We start from the raw sequence: 15,865 nt of genomic DNA on the forward strand, positions 1-15,865 counted from the left end.
GAATAGCGCATGCTCGCCCTCGGCAAACTGCTTGAACTGACCCTTGCCGGTCATGAACCGGCGGAGAAGACGCAACTGACGGTCGAAGGTGTGCGCATGCGCTGGCTGAGTGAGGGCGCACTCGAAGTGCGACCTCCCGAGGCCCGGGACAATGGGCTGGACCTGCTGTTGTCCGCTGGTATCCACGGTAATGAAACAGCGCCGATCGAGTTGCTCGATCGGCTGTTGCACGACATTGCCCGGGGCGACCTCAAGCCCCGGGCCCGTATTCTGTTCCTGTTCGGCAACCCGGAAGCGATGCGTCGCGGCGAGCGCTTTGTCGAGCAGGACGTCAACCGGCTGTTCAATGGCCGGCATGAGCTGAGCAGTGGCAGTGAAGCCTTGCGCGCTTGCGAGCTGGAACGCCTGGCGGCGAGTTTCTTCAGCCTGCCGGATCGCCAGCGCCTGCACTATGACCTGCACACCGCCATTCGCGGCTCGAAAATCGAACAGTTCGCGCTCTATCCCTACAAGGAAGGGCGCGCCCATTCCCGTCACGAGCTGGCCCGCCTGCGCGCGGCCGGGGTGACGGCGGTGCTGTTGCAGAACAAGCCCTCCATCGTCTTCAGCAGCTACACCTACGACAAGCTGGGCGCCGAGTCCTTTACCCTTGAGCTGGGCAAGGCCCGGCCATTCGGGCAGAACGAGGGCGTGGATGTCTCTCGCCTGGAGTTGCGTCTCAAGCAGATCATCGAGGGCCGTGAGCCGGTCACCGATGAAACGCTGGAAGGTTTGCAACTGTTCAGCGTGGCGCGGGAAATCATCAAGCACAGCGACAGCTTCCTGATGCACTTGCCGGTGGATATCGAGAACTTCTCGGAACTGCCCAAGGGTTACCTGCTGGCCGAGGACCTGGCGAACAGCCGCTGGGTTGTGGAAGAGCAGGGCGCCCGGATCATTTTCCCCAACCCGAAGGTGAAAAATGGCCTGCGGGCGGGGATCCTTGTGGTGCCGTCCAGCGATGAGACGCTGGTTTAGCGTGGTTTTACCCAGGCTCGCGGTGCCAACCCCAACTCTTCACGCAAGCCGTTTTCGGTGAAGGGTGTCGGGTTGGTATCCAAGGGTGGAGTGCTTGGGTCTGCATCGAAATCGAAGGGCCTGACCTCAGCCGGCAGGCCTATGGCTTGGAGTTCTTCATTCGGCACTCTGCGTGTGGACTTGTCGTCACGCGGACCGTCGAAGCCATCCCCGGGGAAAGAGGTTCCGGTCACTCTGTTATAGACATGGCAGAGTTCGTGGTAAAGCAATACGACCCCGGGGGTTGCGTCGATTTCAATGGCGGGGTTGTAGTGAATGCTTCCCCCTGGGAGTCCATCTCCCGCGCGGGTATCCCGGATGTAGGGATCGCCCGTGGTCCGGGCATCGACCAGAAACAGCGCATTCCTCTCATACTCCAACGGGTTGATCGCGACGGTGATGCCATGCTTCTTGGCCGTTTTATTCAACACCGATAGCAGCTGGCTGCCCCGGGGGGAGCCGCCCAGAAGCCTCAGGTCGTCATTGACCCGGTCCTGGAATGCCGGGGAGCCGTTGACCACGATACCGGTCTGCTCCAGGCTCAGGTTGTTGAGCAGGATGATCTGAAAACCTTCGGCAGACGAGGCGTGAACACGTAGTTCCTCGGCATCGGCGGGTGGCTGGGGGGCGGCCTGGAACAACTGGTCGTGGCTATCGTTGCTGAAGACCTGATCCGTCGGCTTGATCAACATGACCGTGTCCCGGCCTGCTCCGGTGTAGATCGTGTTGCTCCCGACGCCTGCCAGGATCGAGTCGTCGCCGTCGTTGCCACTGAGGATGCTGTGTCCCCGACCGCCGATCAGCAGATCGTTGCCTTGACCGCCGTTGAGCAGATGACGGCTGTCGTCAAGGCTTGCGGTGGCACTGATATGATCGTTGCCGGCGCCGCCGTAGACGGTCGCGTCACCTTCGACAAAAATCATGTCGTTGCCTTCTCCGGCCTCTATATAGGCCTTGCCCCCGCCGGTGGTGATGAAGTCATCGCCCGGGCCGGCATGGACCTGGGTGTCGCTGCCTTCGCTGTGGATCACATCGTCGCCGTCGGCTGTTTCGACGACCACCTGGATTTTTACCTGTTCGTCGACCGTCACCCGATCCGGACCCGCGCCGGTGCGAATGATCAGCCTCTGCTCGGAAGAGGCCGGGTTGATCAGGTAACGCTCATGGTTGATGTCGACTATCAATTGCTCCTGCGGGCAGTGGACCCTGATAGTGTCAGCACTGTCGCCGGTGGTGAATATCAGGTAATCCAGCGGCGGGTATCCTGGCCTGTAGGGGGTCGAAACGATCTTTCGCTCTATCAGGACCGGGTCATTCTCTGCCGAGAGTCGGTAGATTGAGGTCGGTTTGTAGTCGTCCTGGTATTCCTGGACGATCTGGTAGTGTTCATCAATGGAACGAGCACTACCGTCTATCAGGCGCTCGGACCTGGCCGGCGGGATGTCGGGAAAATGGTTCATGAAGGCTCCGTTAAAGTCGGGTGCGGATGGAAGGCGAATCCGTTTACTCTTCCCGGTATTGCTTGCGCGGCGGAATACCGAACTCCAGGCGCAGCCCGTTTTCGGTAAAGGCCTCGGGGTTGGTGGTCAGGGGCGGTGTCGCGGGATTGGCGTCGAAGTCGAAGGGCGGGGCGTGAGCCGCCAACCCGACGGCCTGGAGCTCCGCGTTGGGGACCGAGTCGCGAGGCTTGCCCGCGTCCACACCGTCTGCCCCCCAGCCGGGAAAAATCGTCCCTGTCACGTGGTTATAGGCATGGCACAGCTCGTGGTAGAGATGAACGATGCTGGTGACTTCTCCCTTGAGAAACGAGGGGTCGTAATACACCGTACAACCGAGGGCCGGAGCTCCGGCCTTGCCATCGTGGATAAACGGGTCGCCCTGCTGCGCGCGTCCCGGGAAGCACATGCCGTTTTCTTCCTCGGTCAACTCCTTGATCAGCACGGGCACGCCGCTCTTGCGCGCGATCTGACCCAGGGCACCCAGTAGTTGCTGGCCGTTATCGGAGCCCAGCAGCAGTCTGAGGTCGTCATTGACCCGTTCCCGGAACCGGGGCGTGCCATCGACGATCACGCCGCAACTGTCCAGTCCCTTGGCGGCGATGATGACGCCAGGATCATCGGGAATCGTCGAAGGCGTTGGTTCGGAGGCGGAGTAGGCATTGAACAATTGGACGTCGGGTCTCAGGTGGGCGACGAAGTCCGTGCCTGTTCCGGTGTAAATGGTCGTGCGGCCGGGACCGGGGGTGATCTGATCGTCGCCGTCGCCTCCGCTGAGCACGTTGTGGCCTTTGCCGCCTGATAGCACATCGTCGCCCTGGCCACCGTCGATGAAACAACTGCCTTCGCCTGCGCTCAAGGTGTCATGGCCCCGGCCTCCATAGACGGTCATGGGGCCTTTGCCATGGGCGCTGACAATATCGTCGCCGTCTCCGGCTTCGATATAGCTGGCGCCGGAGCGCGTGAAAATCCGATCGTCGCCAGGTCCCGCATCGACCTTGGTGAAGCCTCCCCCGCAAAACAATCGGTCGTTTCCCGCTCCTGAATGGATGAACACCGCGATCCGTACCTTGTCGTCCACCCTGATATCGTCATCGCCACCTTGTGTGTCCAGCACGATGACCTGCCCGGAGGAGACGGTTGTCAGGTGATAACGCCAGCCATTGATATCCAGCACCAGATGATCGGACTGGTACAGATGCACGCGGTTGTCGCGGCCACCGATGGTGACGCGCAGATGATCGGCCGGTCCCCGGTAGTCGGGCGGGGCCTTGAGTTGCTGGCGTTCCACCCGGACGTTTTTATCCAGGTGGAGCCGGTGGGTGTGCAGGATCCTCTGGTCGTCCGGGTACTGGTTCAAGGGCTCGACAAGGGGATGCGCGGTTTCGATGGTGCCGTCGATCCAGTGTTCCTGGTGAGGCATGATCGGCTGGCTTGGGCCAAGTCTGGAGAAGTCGTTCACGTTGAGGTGTCTCCGCAGGCGGTGGTTCTCGAAAGCCCTGGTAGGGCGAAATGTCGAGTTCACTTAACTGCAAAGACGAAGCGGGGAGAGCGTAGATAGTTATGCGTTGGCAATGACCTGCCGGCCCGGGCCGGCAGGTGCGGGGCAGTCAGACCGCCAGTTTCTGCGCTGCCGGGCGTGGCAGCGCACGTAGTTTGTTCAGGGTGTCGGCGCAGGTTTTCGCCGCTTCCTGGCCCTTGTGCACGAAGTGATCGAAGAAGAACTTCTGGTGCTCTTCACCGGCGTGGAAGTGGTGAGGGGTCAAGACCACCGAAAACACCGGCACTTCGGTGTCCAGCTGGACCTGCATCAGGCCGTCGATCACCGCGGTGGCGACGAAGTCGTGGCGATAGATCCCGCCGTCGACCACCAGGCCCGCGGCGACCACGCCGGCATAACGCCCGGATTTGGCCAGCAGCTTGGCATGCAGGGGGATTTCGAAGGCGCCGCCGACTTCAAAGAAATCGATATCGCTTTCCTGATAGCCCAGCTTGGCGATTTCCGAGACAAAACCGTGACGTGCCTGATCGACAATGTCCTTGTGCCAGCAGGCCTGGATAAAGGCGATACGTTGGTTGTGATGAATGGTGGTGGGTTGCATCTGTTCTGACTCCTGTTTGTATGAAAAACAGGGCGATATGAATCGAATGGGATTCAAGGGTGCGTTCAGCTTCGCTGTGGGATGCTCGCAGGCACACACGGATTCAGCGGACGGCCCCTGGGTGTCAATCCCGTTCTCTCTTCATCCGGACTATGACCGTCGGCCCCGGGATCACACCGGGTCTGCTGACCTTGTCGACCGACGGCCAAGGCCGTGGAAATCGTCAAGCGCTCGCGGGCTAGACGCATTGCGCGCCATTACCGCCGGTGGGGAGTTGCACCCCGCCCTGAGAACGTTGCCGCCAGACTTTCTGGCGGCGCTGAGTTTTTAACATATATTTTCAGGGGGTGCATGTCGTCGTTTCGATAATGACTATCGAAATTCTTCAGTAAACGCCGGCCCGGCCTGTCGTCGAACAGGCTGAAACGACCCGGGGTACAGGGACGCCGAATGTACGCAAGTTGAACAAGTTGTTGCGGTATTGGCCGAATTTGGCCGTGAATGAGGCAGCAGGCCGTCCAATTGACGGTTTCTATCGTATAAACACGCTGTACCCAAGGCGCAGGGCCGATATAATGCGGCCCTTTGCAAGTCGCAAACCCTTTTGGATGTGATGCACTTGCGTTTGGCCGCAGACTCCGTGGAAGAACCTATGAAAAGCGCAGAAATCCGTGAAGCCTTCCTTCGCTTCTTCGAACAGCAAGGCCACACCCGTGTAGCCTCCAGCTCTTTGATTCCGGGCAACGACCCGACCCTGCTGTTCACCAACGCGGGGATGAACCAGTTCAAGGACTGCTTCCTGGGGCAGGAAAAGCGCGCCTATACCCGCGCAGTCAGCAGTCAGAAATGCGTGCGCGCCGGCGGCAAGCACAACGACCTGGAAAACGTCGGTTACACCGCCCGTCACCACACCTTTTTTGAAATGCTCGGCAACTTCAGCTTTGGCGACTATTTCAAGCGTGATGCGATCACCTTCGCCTGGACCTTCCTGACTTCCGACAAGTGGCTGAACCTGCCGAAGGAAAAGCTCTGGGTCACGGTCTACGCGACCGACGACGAAGCCTACGATATCTGGACCAAGGAAGTCGGCGTGCCGGCCGAGCGTATGGTCCGTATCGGTGACAACAAGGGCGCCCCTTACGCCTCCGACAACTTCTGGACCATGGGCGATACCGGCCCGTGCGGCCCTTGCACCGAGATTTTCTACGATCACGGCGCCGATATCTGGGGCGGCCCACCCGGCTCGCCGGAAGAAGACGGCGACCGCTACATCGAAATCTGGAACAACGTGTTCATGCAGTTCAACCGCACCGCCGATGGCGTGTTGCATCCGCTACCAGCGCCGTCGGTGGATACCGGCATGGGCCTGGAGCGGATCAGTGCGGTGTTGCAGCACGTTCATTCCAACTATGAAATCGACCTGTTCCAGAGCCTGCTGAGCGCTTCGGCCCGGGCCATCGGCTGCACCAACGACAACCAGGCATCCCTGAAAGTCGTCGCCGACCATATTCGCTCCTGCGGCTTCCTGATTGCCGACGGTGTGCTGCCGTCCAACGAAGGTCGTGGCTACGTGCTGCGTCGGATCATTCGTCGCGCTTGCCGTCACGGCAACAAGCTGGGTGCCAAGGGCAGCTTCTTCTACCAGATCGTTGCGGCCCTGGTCGCCGAGATGGGCGAAGCCTTCCCTGAGCTGAAATCCCAGCAGGCGCATATCGAGCGTGTGCTCAAGGCTGAAGAAGAGCAGTTCGCCAAGACCCTGGAGCAAGGCCTGAAGATCCTCGAGCAGGACCTGGCCGAACTCAAGGGAGCGGTCGTCCCGGGTGACGTGGTGTTCAAGCTCTACGACACCTACGGTTTCCCAATGGACCTGACCGGTGACATCGCCCGCGAACGCAACCTGACCCTCGACGAGGTCGGTTTCGAGCGTGAGATGGAAGCCCAGCGCGTGCGTGCCCGTTCGGCCAGTTCCTTCGGCATGGACTACAACAGCCTGGTCAAGGTCGACGTCGCCACCGAGTTCACCGGCTACAGCGCTACCAGCGGTTCGGCGAAAGTCGTGGCGCTCTATAAAGAAGGGCAGTCGGTCGACGTCTTGAATGAAGGCGAAGAGGGCGTTGTCGTCCTGGACCAGACGCCATTCTATGCCGAGTCGGGCGGCCAGATAGGTGATTGCGGTTATCTCAAGGCGGCTGCCGGTCGCTTTGATGTACGCGACACCACCAAGACCGGTGGCGCGTTTCTGCATCACGGTGTCCTGGCGCAAGGCAGTTTGCTGGTCGGTGCCCAGGTTGAAACCCAGGTGGCCGCTGATGTGCGTCACGCCACTTCCCTGAACCACTCGGCCACGCACCTGCTGCACGCCGCGTTGCGCCAGGTGTTGGGCGAGCACGTCCAGCAGAAGGGTTCGTTGGTCGACAGTCAGCGCCTGCGCTTCGACTTCAGCCACTTCGAAGCCATCAAGCCTGAGCAGCTCAAGGCCCTGGAAGACATCGTCAACGCCGAGATCCGCAAGAACTCGGCGGTGGAAACCGAAGAAACCGATATCGACACCGCCAAGAAAAAAGGCGCCATGGCGCTGTTCGGCGAGAAGTACGGTGACAGCGTTCGGGTACTGAGCATGGGCGGCGATTTCTCCGTTGAGCTGTGCGGCGGTATCCATGCCAACCGCACCGGCGATATCGGCCTGCTGAAAATTACCAGCGAAGGCGGCGTCGCCTCGGGCGTACGGCGTATCGAAGCGGTCACGGGGGCTGCGGCACTGGCCTACCTGAACGCCGCGGAAGAGCAACTCAAGGAAGCCGCGAACCTGATCAAGGGCAGTCGCGACAACCTGATCGACAAGCTGTCGGCGGTGCTGGAACGCAACCGCCTGCTGGAAAAGCAGCTGGAGCAATTGCAGGCCAAGGCCGCCAGTGCGGCGGGCGACGACCTGTCGGCTGCGGCCCTGGACGTCAAGGGCGTCAAGGTCCTGGCCGTGCGTCTGGACGGGCAGGATGGCAAGGCGCTGCTGGCGCTGGTCGATCAACTGAAAAACAAACTCGGTCGCGCAGTGATCCTGCTCGGCAGTGTCCATGAGGAAAAGGTCGTTCTGGTCGCAGGCGTGACCAAGGACCTGACTGGCCAACTCAAAGCCGGTGATCTGATGAAACAAGCCGCTGCGGCAGTGGGCGGGAAGGGCGGCGGTCGTCCGGACATGGCGCAAGGCGGCGGTATCGACGCTGCGCAACTGGATGCCGCACTGGCCCTGACCGTGCCGTTTGTCGAACAGGGCGTTTAAAGGCCGCGACGGGTGCCTGTTGTCTAGTGGCAGGCACCGCAGCTGTGAAGTTGAATGATTAATGGGCGCCCCTTTACGGGCTGAGGCGGCTTAGAAATGGCTTTGATCGTACAGAAATTCGGAGGTACCTCGGTCGGCTCCGTCGAGAGAATCGAGCAGGTAGCCGACAAGGTTAAGAAGTTCCGTGAAGCCGGTGATGACCTGGTGGTTGTACTGTCCGCGATGAGCGGCGAGACCAACCGCCTGATCGAACTGGCCAAGCAGATCAGTGGCGATCAGCAGCCGGTTCCCCGTGAACTGGATGTGATCGTTTCCACCGGCGAGCAGGTGACCATCGCCTTGCTGGCCATGGCACTGATCAAGCGCGGTGTGCCGGCGGTCTCGTACACCGGCAACCAGGTGCGAATCCTGACCGACAGCGCGCACAATAAGGCGCGCATCCTGCAGATCGACGATCAGAAGATTCGTGGCGATCTGAAGGCCGGTCGCGTGGTAGTGGTCGCCGGTTTCCAGGGCGTCGACGAGCACGGCAATATCACCACCCTCGGGCGTGGCGGTTCCGACACCACCGGCGTGGCCCTGGCGGCGGCCTTGAAGGCTGACGAATGCCAGATCTACACCGACGTCGATGGCGTCTACACCACCGATCCGCGCGTCGTCGCCCAGGCCCAGCGCCTGGACAAGATCACCTTCGAAGAGATGCTGGAAATGGCCAGCCTCGGTTCCAAGGTGTTGCAGATCCGTGCGGTCGAGTTCGCCGGCAAGTACAACGTTCCGCTGCGCGTCCTGCACAGCTTCAAAGAGGGTCCGGGTACCCTCATTACTATTGATGAAGAGGAATCCATGGAACAGCCGATCATTTCCGGCATCGCCTTCAACCGCGATGAAGCCAAGCTGACCATCCGTGGCGTGCCAGACACCCCCGGCGTGGCCTTCAAGATTCTCGGCCCGATCAGTGCCGCGAACATCGAAGTCGACATGATCGTGCAGAACGTTGCGCACGATAACACCACCGACTTCACCTTCACCGTGCACCGCAATGACTACCAGGCCGCGCAAACCGTCCTGGAAAACACCGCGCGTGAGATCGGTGCCCGTGAAGTGATCGGCGACACCAAGATCGCCAAGGTGTCGATCGTCGGTGTCGGCATGCGTTCCCACGCTGGCGTAGCCAGCCGGATGTTCGAGGCCCTGGCCAAGGAAAGCATCAATATCCAGATGATCTCGACCTCGGAGATCAAGGTCTCCGTGGTGATCGGAGAGAAGTACCTGGAGTTGGCGGTACGGGCGCTGCACACGGCTTTCGAGCTCGATGCCCCGGCCCGACAGGGCGAGTAACGCCTAGTCCCCAAGGGCGCGGTTGAACCGCGCCCTTTGTTTTTCTTGATAGGCGTGGGTGGGTGCTGTTCTTTTGCCTGCGCTGGTCAATACTCAGGGGTGTAGGGCGATGGCTATATAGCCTGTAAGCCGAAGCCCTTTTTGCAGACTGTTGTCCCTGAACTGAAGTGCGTGTAGGAGAAAGGTATGCTGATTCTGACTCGTCGGTGCGCAGAGAGCCTGATCATCGGTGACGGTGAAATCACTGTGACCGTGCTTGGCGTCAAAGGAAATCAAGTACGAATTGGGGTCAATGCCCCCAAGGAAGTGGCCGTACACCGTGAGGAAATCTACCTGCGGATCAAGAAAGAGAAGGACGAAGAACCAAGCCATTAATTTTATTTGATTTTTTGCTTTGCAAACGGGGAAAAGGTTGGTTATTATACGCCCCGTGTTGCGGAGAGGTGGCCGAGTGGCCGAAGGCGCTCCCCTGCTAAGGGAGTACACCTCAAAAGGGTGTCGGGGGTTCGAATCCCCCCTTCTCCGCCATTATTTGTGTAGTACGTGTAGATCTGGCTTCTTCGGTAAGTTGTTGAAATTACTAGAAAAAAGCGCTTTACAAAAAGATTTCACGGCCTATAATGCGCGGCATCAAATGCACTCGTAGCTCAGCTGGATAGAGTACTCGGCTACGAACCGAGCGGTCACAGGTTCGAATCCTGTCGAGTGCACCATTTAAGCGTTGTTGGTAGTGATACAAATAACGTGGCTTCAACCAGTTGTGATCTGGTCTAAAAACACACCTGCACTCGTAGCTCAGCTGGATAGAGTACTCGGCTACGAACCGAGCGGTCACAGGTTCGAATCCTGTCGAGTGCACCATACACCAAGAAGCCCGCACTGGTTGCGGGCTTTTTGCTGTCTGGCGTTTGAGTATGTGACGTCGGCTAGCCTTTGACACATCCTTTCTCATCCAGCACCACCAGACTGCTGCGGCCCCGTTTCAGGTTGTAGTGATAACGCGTTGCGGTGTTGCTCGTGCTGATCCGATCCGGCCTGCCCAGGGCGCTTTCCACTTCCAGTCGACTCATGCCGGGGCGAACCTGCTGGTTGATGATTGCCCGGCGTTTTTCCTGTGGGCTTAATCGATTGGCGCAGCCGTCATCGTGCTCGCCAACGATGACCAGGGGCTGCGGGCTGGGTGGGGCGGCCGAGGTTGGCGTTTTCGTGCGAGGGGCCGATGTCGCCCGGCTTCCGTGCGAGGGGTTGTGCGCTCGTTGGGGTTGCAGCGTTTCGTTTGACGCGCATCCCAGTGTGGTAAAGGTGATATGGCCGCTGTCGCTTTCGCAGCGATGGACGATGGCGGCGTCGGCCAGGAAGGGCAGGCAGAGTACGAGCAATAGCGATAGATGGCTTCTGGGCAGCATCGGACGTCCTCCTTGACGATCATTCACCCAGCCTAGCCGTGGGCTTTCGCCTGGGGCGTGTGTTTTCTTTTCAGGATGAGTCGTCGTAAGGGAAAGGCTGGCGCCAAAGCGCTCGGCTGCGTATTGCAAGCGCTTGTTCTTGCCAAGATTTTTGGTCTTGAGGGCGTGGCGACGGTGTATGATTGCGCCCGTCAGCCCCGCCGGGGTTTTTGGAATACTTCCATGGACTTACCCAGTAGTTACTTAATCTCTCGTTGTGCCAATCACGAATTGACTGATTGATCCTTCCGGCGTGCCCCGCTGCTGGGAGTGGAGTTCGCCTATGACCGAAGTTGAAGTGAAGAAAAGCCAGGATAGCCTGCAGGATCGTCTTGCCCAGGTTGTCGACCTGCTGCAGCGCCAGCGGGTGGTCGAAGACCTGACGCACCGTCAGGAAGGCCCTCATCACGACCGGGTGGAAAATCTGGTTCACCGGCAGAACCTCGTCGAGCTGCAGCGCAAGCTCGATGACCTGCACTCCGCCGACGTCGCCTATATTCTCGAAGCCTTGCCCCTGGATGATCGCCTGACCGTCTGGCAGTTGGTCAAGGCCGAGCGCGACGGCGATATCCTGCTTGAAGTGTCCGACTCCGTCCGTGAAACCCTGATCGCCGACATGGACGATCAGGAGCTCCTGGCCGCCGCCAAGGAAATGGACGCCGACGAACTCGCTGACCTGGCTCCCGAGCTGCCGCGAGACGTTGTCCACGAACTGATGGAAACCCTCGATGGCCAGCAGCGTGAGCGCGTTCGCTCCGCGTTGTCCTATGACGAGGAGCAGGTCGGTGCGCTGATGGACTTCGAGATGGTCACCATCCGCGAAGACGTCAGCCTGGAGGTGGTACTGCGCTACCTGCGTCGGCTCAAGGAGCTGCCGGGCCATACCGACAAACTGTTCGTGGTCGATTACGACGGCGTGCTCAAGGGCGTGCTGCCGATCAAGCGGCTGCTGGTCAACGATCCCGAGAAACAGGTGGCCGATGTCATGGCCGGCGACCCGGTGACCTTTCACCCGGACGAAGACGCCTATGATGCGGCCCAGGCCTTCGAACGTTATGACCTGATTTCCGCGCCCGTGGTGGACAAGAACGGCAAGTTGATCGGCCGTCTGACCATCGACGAAATGGTCGACCTGATCCGTGAGGAAAGCGAAAGTGAAGTCCTCAACATGGCCGGTCTGCGCGAAGAAGAGGATATCTTTGCCTCGGTCTGGAAATCCCTGCGCAACCGTTGGGCGTGGCTGGCAATCAACCTGATCACGGCCTTTGTCGCTTCGCGGGTGATCGGGCTGTTCGAGGGCTCCATCGAGAAGCTGGTGGCCCTGGCTGCGCTGATGCCGATCGTTGCGGGCATCGGCGGCAACTCGGGCAACCAGACCATCACCATGATCGTGCGGGCCATGGCGCTCGACCAGGTCAGCACCGGCAATACCTCGCGGCTGATGCGCAAGGAGCTGGCGGTGGGGTTGATCAACGGCCTGGTGTGGGGCGGGGTGATCGGCGTAGTCGCCTACCTGCTGTACGGCAGTTGGTCGCTGGGTGTGGTGATGACTGCGGCCATGACCCTCAACCTCCTGCTGGCAGCCTTGATGGGGGTGCTGATCCCCATGACCCTGGCGCGCCTGGGGCGCGACCCGGCGATGGGGGCGAGCGTGATGATCACCGCCATGACCGACAGTGGCGGTTTCTTCATCTTCCTGGGGCTGGCGACCATCTTCCTGCTCTAGGCGGTTCCCCGCCAAATCCCGGGCAAAAAAAAGCCAGCACACCGCTGGCTTGAGCTTTCAGGGATGAATCAGCTGGCGTCCGCCATTTCGGCGTCATGGGCGATCAGCGACACGAGTGCATTCTGCTGGCGATGGGAAAGCTGGCGGAAACGCTGGAGCAATTCTCGCTCATGCAGAGAGAGTTCAGGGCTGTCCAGCCGCATGCTCAACTCGTCGCCCAGTGCACCTTCCTGAATAAGGCTTTGCTCCAGGCGTGCAATGATCTCGGAATTCATGCTGCGGTGATGGTTACGAGCCACCTCGGCGATGCGTTCACGCATTCCATCGGGCAGACGCACGACGAACTTGTCAGCCGTACGGCTGGAATAAATTGCCTGTTTCAATGGGCGCATAGTTTTAAACCGGTTAGTTCAGGGGAGCGGTTCTCGGAATTGGCCGCAGGATGTCAGTAGGACAGCATGCTTGGCCAAATGTTCAACCTGAATTGAAATGAGGCCCGCATCATGCCTCATATTTGCCAGATCCTTGGCGTCAATTCTGTGACAAATATTGAACTGGACAAAGGCAATATGCCAGCACCAATTATCAGAAATGCGTACTGGTTTGAAAGTTTCACCCAGTCGCGGCCCTCTGATCGGCCATCCTGGGCCTGTCAGGAAGCGTCTGGCCAGCACGGCGCGGATTTTAACCGCTGGCCTGACCTTTTGCTTCTAATGTTAAAGCGTAGTGGCAATTTGCTGGTTTTCTAGTCTTCGGAGGTGCGCAAGACCGGATCGAAGCGGATTTTCCGACCAGCGAACAAGGCCAGGACGAAAAAGCCGCCAAACAGACAGCTGGCGACGACCAACGGTAGGGTGAAGGCGTCGGCGGGTGCCATCCACAGGGCGGTGCTGGCGAGCAGGGTCAGGGTCAGGAAGATGATGGCGTATCTGGACATGGGAATTCCTTGGTGGAGTGGGCTCAGAACGTCAGCCGGACCGTTTCTCCGGTGGCGACGGTTGCCTGGCGTTCTTCGCCCAGGGCGCTGCTGTAGGTCAGGTGATCGCTCATGACTGCCCGTTGTGCGGCTTGTCGCGGGTCTGCATGGGTGTAGGGCAGGGACTCTGGCGCCGGTTGAAAGTGGAAAGCGGTCAGTGCGATCAATGCCAAGGCATTCAATGTCAAAAGAACGGGCGTATTCATCGAAAGGCTCTCCATGGCTGATGCTGAATCAGGCGGTTTTCCGTGGAGAGAGTCAGAGCAGGCTGCATGCCAAGCTTTTTATCAGAAAAAATGCTTTTAAAACAATAGTTTGGCTTTTGTTTTGGACGTGTGGAGCATGCACTTTGCAATGATGGCGTTTTGTAATAATGCAAAATGCCCGATGAGGTGCCTGACAGTCGTTACCCCAGGGCGCTAGCGGTTTCTCAACACGGGTCGGGCTGCGCCCGCAGAAGGTGGCCTACGGTTAAAAAGCCCAGGGACGACATGACAAACGACGGCATGCCCGTTAACATGCACGCCGTCCTTCGCGCCGCCTGTCCTGGTGGCCGAGCGTTGTCCCAGTAGCTCAATTGGATAGAGCATCCCCCTCCTAAGGGGAAGGTTGGCCGTTCGAACCGGCCCTGGGACACCATCTAATTCCAAACGTCCTGTGACAACACCTCATGGAGATTTTCCGCTTGTGGTGCGCAATGACGCCCCTTATAAGAGGAGTCTTTTTACTCTCGACAATGGATGGAAGGATGCAAGCCATGAGTGAAGCTTGGAGTGAAGGCTATTTCACGGACGAAGGTTACACCTACGGGTATAGCCGGGAAATCAATCCAGTATTCCAGCGCTACTGCTTGTTGTTGCGTGGTTTTGCAAGTCTGGAGAGCGCGAGCGCCTCTCACTGCGAGTTGGGTTTTGGCCAAGGTGTTTCGGTCAATATCCACGCGGCGGCCAACCCGGGCAGCTACGTCGGTACGGACTTCCATCCCGCCCAGGCGGCTCATGCCAGCGCGTTGGCAGCCAGCTGCGGCAGCAATGCCCAACTCCATGACGACAGCTTCGAACAATTGCTGGCCCGTGATGATTTGCCACAATTTGACAGCATCAGCTTGCATGGCATCTGGACCTGGGTCAGTCGAGATAACCAAAAACTGATTGTCGAATTCGCTCGTCGATATCTCAAGCCCGGTGGCTTGCTATATATCAGCTACAACTGCTTTCCCGGCTGGTCACCTTCCGCGCCGCTGCGTCAGTTGTTCAGCCTGCACGACCGCTTTGCCTCCCACGCTTCCATGCGCCCGACCGAACGTATCGATGCAGCGCTGCAATTTTCCGAGGCGCTACTGGCGACGAACCCCCAATACGCCAACGCGGCCCCGAACATCGGCGCCAAACTGCAGAGTATCAAGGGGCAGAATCGCCAATACGTTGCCCATGAGTATTTCAATCGCGACTGGAACTGCATGTACTTCACTGACGTGGTGGATGCTCTCTCTGCCGCCAAGCTCGACTATGTCACGACGGCCGCGCCGCTGGATTCGGTGGACCCGCTCAACCTGAGCGTCGAAGGTATGGCGTTTCTGGAGGGGATCGAGCACCCGATCATGCGTGAGCAGGCGCGTGACTATTTCGTCAATCAGCATTTTCGTCGAGATCTGTACCTGCGCGGCGCCAGCAGGCTGTCCGCTGCGGAACAGCGCGAGAGCATGCTCAATACCCGTTTTGTCTTGCTGCAGGCGGCAGAAAGCGTACCGGGCGTTGTCAGCGGTCCGGCAGGGGAAGCCTCGCTGCAAGCCGAGATATACGCCCCGGTACTTGAAGCCTTGGCGGCCAAGGCCTATGTGCCGAAAACCTTGCGGCAGTTGTTGGCGGCTACGCCACTGGCTTATGGCGACCTGGAACAGGCTATTAATGTGCTGGTCGGTATGGGCGTAGCGGCGCCCTGCCAGAGCGAAGCGGCTGAGAAGTTGGTGCTGGCGCGTTGCAGTGCCCTCAACCTGCATTTGTGTAAGCGTTCGTTGTTCAACAACCAGATCCAGACCTTGGCCAGTCCGGTGACCGGAGGTGGTGTGCCGGTCAGTCGCTTCCAGCAATTGTTCCTGATATCGATCAGGCAAGGTAAAAAGCACCCGGCTGAATGGGCGCAACTGGCGTGGGGCATCATCAGCGAACAAGGTGAGGGTATCGTCAAGGATGGTAAGGCCCTGAGCACGGCCGAAGAAAATATGGCCGAGTTGTTGACGCAGGCCGAAGCATTTGAAGAGAAATCGTTGGTCATTCTCAAGGCGTTGAAAATCGTTTGATCGTCGATAGATTCGCGTTGTGGCCAGGTATCGGGCGGAAGGGGGCAGCCTGAAGCGGGAATAGGGCCTGATTACCGCTATTGCTCTATATAGAAGAAGGCCGATCCCTTGGGGTCGGCCTTCTGCATTTCCGGGCCTTTTTGACGCTTG

At 59.3% G+C, this 15,865-nt stretch carries 13 protein-coding genes, 4 tRNA genes and 1 riboswitch; of the genes, 10 read left to right on the forward strand and 7 right to left on the reverse strand.

The window, feature by feature from the left end; translation table 11 throughout:
• Positions 1 to 9 precede the first annotated feature (9 nt).
• Positions 10 to 1,017, forward strand: coding sequence for a succinylglutamate desuccinylase (astE, locus tag M5C01_RS31840; RefSeq protein WP_152742383.1), 1,008 nt, complete (start codon positions 10 to 12; stop codon positions 1,015 to 1,017).
• Here the strand turns inward: astE and M5C01_RS31845 are convergent.
• The 3 genes from M5C01_RS31845 to M5C01_RS31855 form a co-directional block, all read right to left on the reverse strand.
• A complete protein-coding gene (locus tag M5C01_RS31845) occupies positions 1,014 to 2,516 on the reverse strand; it encodes a M91 family zinc metallopeptidase (RefSeq protein ID WP_152742384.1) in 1,503 nt (500 codons plus the stop codon). The genes astE and M5C01_RS31845 overlap by 4 nt on opposite strands.
• Before the next feature lie 43 nt (positions 2,517 to 2,559).
• Complete coding sequence (locus tag M5C01_RS31850; protein ID WP_178130054.1) at positions 2,560 to 4,014, reverse strand: M91 family zinc metallopeptidase; 1,455 nt, start codon at positions 4,012 to 4,014, stop codon at positions 2,560 to 2,562.
• Between the two features lie 148 nt (positions 4,015 to 4,162).
• A complete protein-coding gene (locus tag M5C01_RS31855) occupies positions 4,163 to 4,654 on the reverse strand; it encodes a 6,7-dimethyl-8-ribityllumazine synthase (RefSeq protein WP_152742385.1) in 492 nt (163 codons plus the stop codon).
• A gap of 128 nt (positions 4,655 to 4,782) precedes the next feature.
• A riboswitch (FMN riboswitch) is annotated at positions 4,783 to 4,952 on the reverse strand.
• A 354-nt stretch (positions 4,953 to 5,306) separates the two neighbouring features.
• Here M5C01_RS31855 and alaS point away from each other — a divergent pair.
• From alaS to M5C01_RS31885, 6 genes are all read left to right on the forward strand, one after another.
• Positions 5,307 to 7,931, forward strand: coding sequence for an alanine--tRNA ligase (alaS, locus tag M5C01_RS31860; RefSeq protein ID WP_103496537.1), 2,625 nt, complete (start codon positions 5,307 to 5,309; stop codon positions 7,929 to 7,931).
• A gap of 96 nt (positions 7,932 to 8,027) precedes the next feature.
• On the forward strand, positions 8,028 to 9,269 hold the full coding sequence (locus tag M5C01_RS31865; protein WP_103496536.1) for an aspartate kinase: 1,242 nt from the start codon (positions 8,028 to 8,030) through the stop codon (positions 9,267 to 9,269).
• A 186-nt stretch (positions 9,270 to 9,455) separates the two neighbouring features.
• Positions 9,456 to 9,644: a carbon storage regulator CsrA gene (gene csrA / locus M5C01_RS31870; RefSeq protein ID WP_002554426.1), complete on the forward strand. Its 189-nt coding sequence runs from the start codon at positions 9,456 to 9,458 to the stop codon at positions 9,642 to 9,644.
• A gap of 62 nt (positions 9,645 to 9,706) precedes the next feature.
• A tRNA-Ser gene (locus tag M5C01_RS31875) sits at positions 9,707 to 9,797 on the forward strand.
• 108 nt (positions 9,798 to 9,905) lie between these two features.
• Positions 9,906 to 9,982: transfer RNA gene (locus M5C01_RS31880), tRNA-Arg, on the forward strand.
• Positions 9,983 to 10,053: 71 nt separating this feature from the next.
• Positions 10,054 to 10,130 (forward strand) — tRNA-Arg (locus M5C01_RS31885).
• Positions 10,131 to 10,195: 65 nt separating this feature from the next.
• Here M5C01_RS31885 and M5C01_RS31890 read toward each other — a convergent pair.
• Complete coding sequence (locus M5C01_RS31890) at positions 10,196 to 10,675, reverse strand: cell envelope protein SmpA (RefSeq protein WP_152742386.1); 480 nt, start codon at positions 10,673 to 10,675, stop codon at positions 10,196 to 10,198.
• A 322-nt stretch (positions 10,676 to 10,997) separates the two neighbouring features.
• On the opposite strand from M5C01_RS31890, the gene mgtE reads away from it, so the two are divergent.
• Complete coding sequence (mgtE, locus tag M5C01_RS31895) at positions 10,998 to 12,440, forward strand: magnesium transporter (protein ID WP_152742387.1); 1,443 nt, start codon at positions 10,998 to 11,000, stop codon at positions 12,438 to 12,440.
• Positions 12,441 to 12,508: 68 nt separating this feature from the next.
• On the opposite strand, the gene M5C01_RS31900 is transcribed toward mgtE, so the two are convergent.
• From M5C01_RS31900 to M5C01_RS31910, 3 genes are all read right to left on the reverse strand, one after another.
• Positions 12,509 to 12,832: an Arc family DNA-binding protein gene (locus M5C01_RS31900; RefSeq protein ID WP_103497682.1), complete on the reverse strand. Its 324-nt coding sequence runs from the start codon at positions 12,830 to 12,832 to the stop codon at positions 12,509 to 12,511.
• Between the two features lie 353 nt (positions 12,833 to 13,185).
• Entirely contained in the window at positions 13,186 to 13,377 is a 192-nt protein-coding gene (locus M5C01_RS31905) for a PA3371 family protein (RefSeq protein WP_152742389.1), read from the reverse strand.
• A gap of 23 nt (positions 13,378 to 13,400) precedes the next feature.
• Positions 13,401 to 13,622, reverse strand: a complete 222-nt coding sequence (locus M5C01_RS31910) for a hypothetical protein (protein WP_152742390.1) — start codon at positions 13,620 to 13,622, stop codon at positions 13,401 to 13,403.
• Positions 13,623 to 13,978: 356 nt separating this feature from the next.
• Between M5C01_RS31910 and M5C01_RS31915 the strand changes: the two genes are divergently transcribed.
• Together M5C01_RS31915 and M5C01_RS31920 are read left to right on the forward strand one after the other, a co-directional pair.
• Positions 13,979 to 14,055: transfer RNA gene (locus tag M5C01_RS31915), tRNA-Arg, on the forward strand.
• A gap of 118 nt (positions 14,056 to 14,173) precedes the next feature.
• Complete coding sequence (locus M5C01_RS31920) at positions 14,174 to 15,715, forward strand: class I SAM-dependent methyltransferase (protein ID WP_152742391.1); 1,542 nt, start codon at positions 14,174 to 14,176, stop codon at positions 15,713 to 15,715.
• Positions 15,716 to 15,865: the final 150 nt, after the last annotated feature.

Origin of the sequence: Pseudomonas sp. MWU12-2319 (assembly GCF_023242525.1) — a bacterium.
Lineage (GTDB): Bacteria > Pseudomonadota > Gammaproteobacteria > Pseudomonadales > Pseudomonadaceae > Aquipseudomonas > Aquipseudomonas gingeri_D.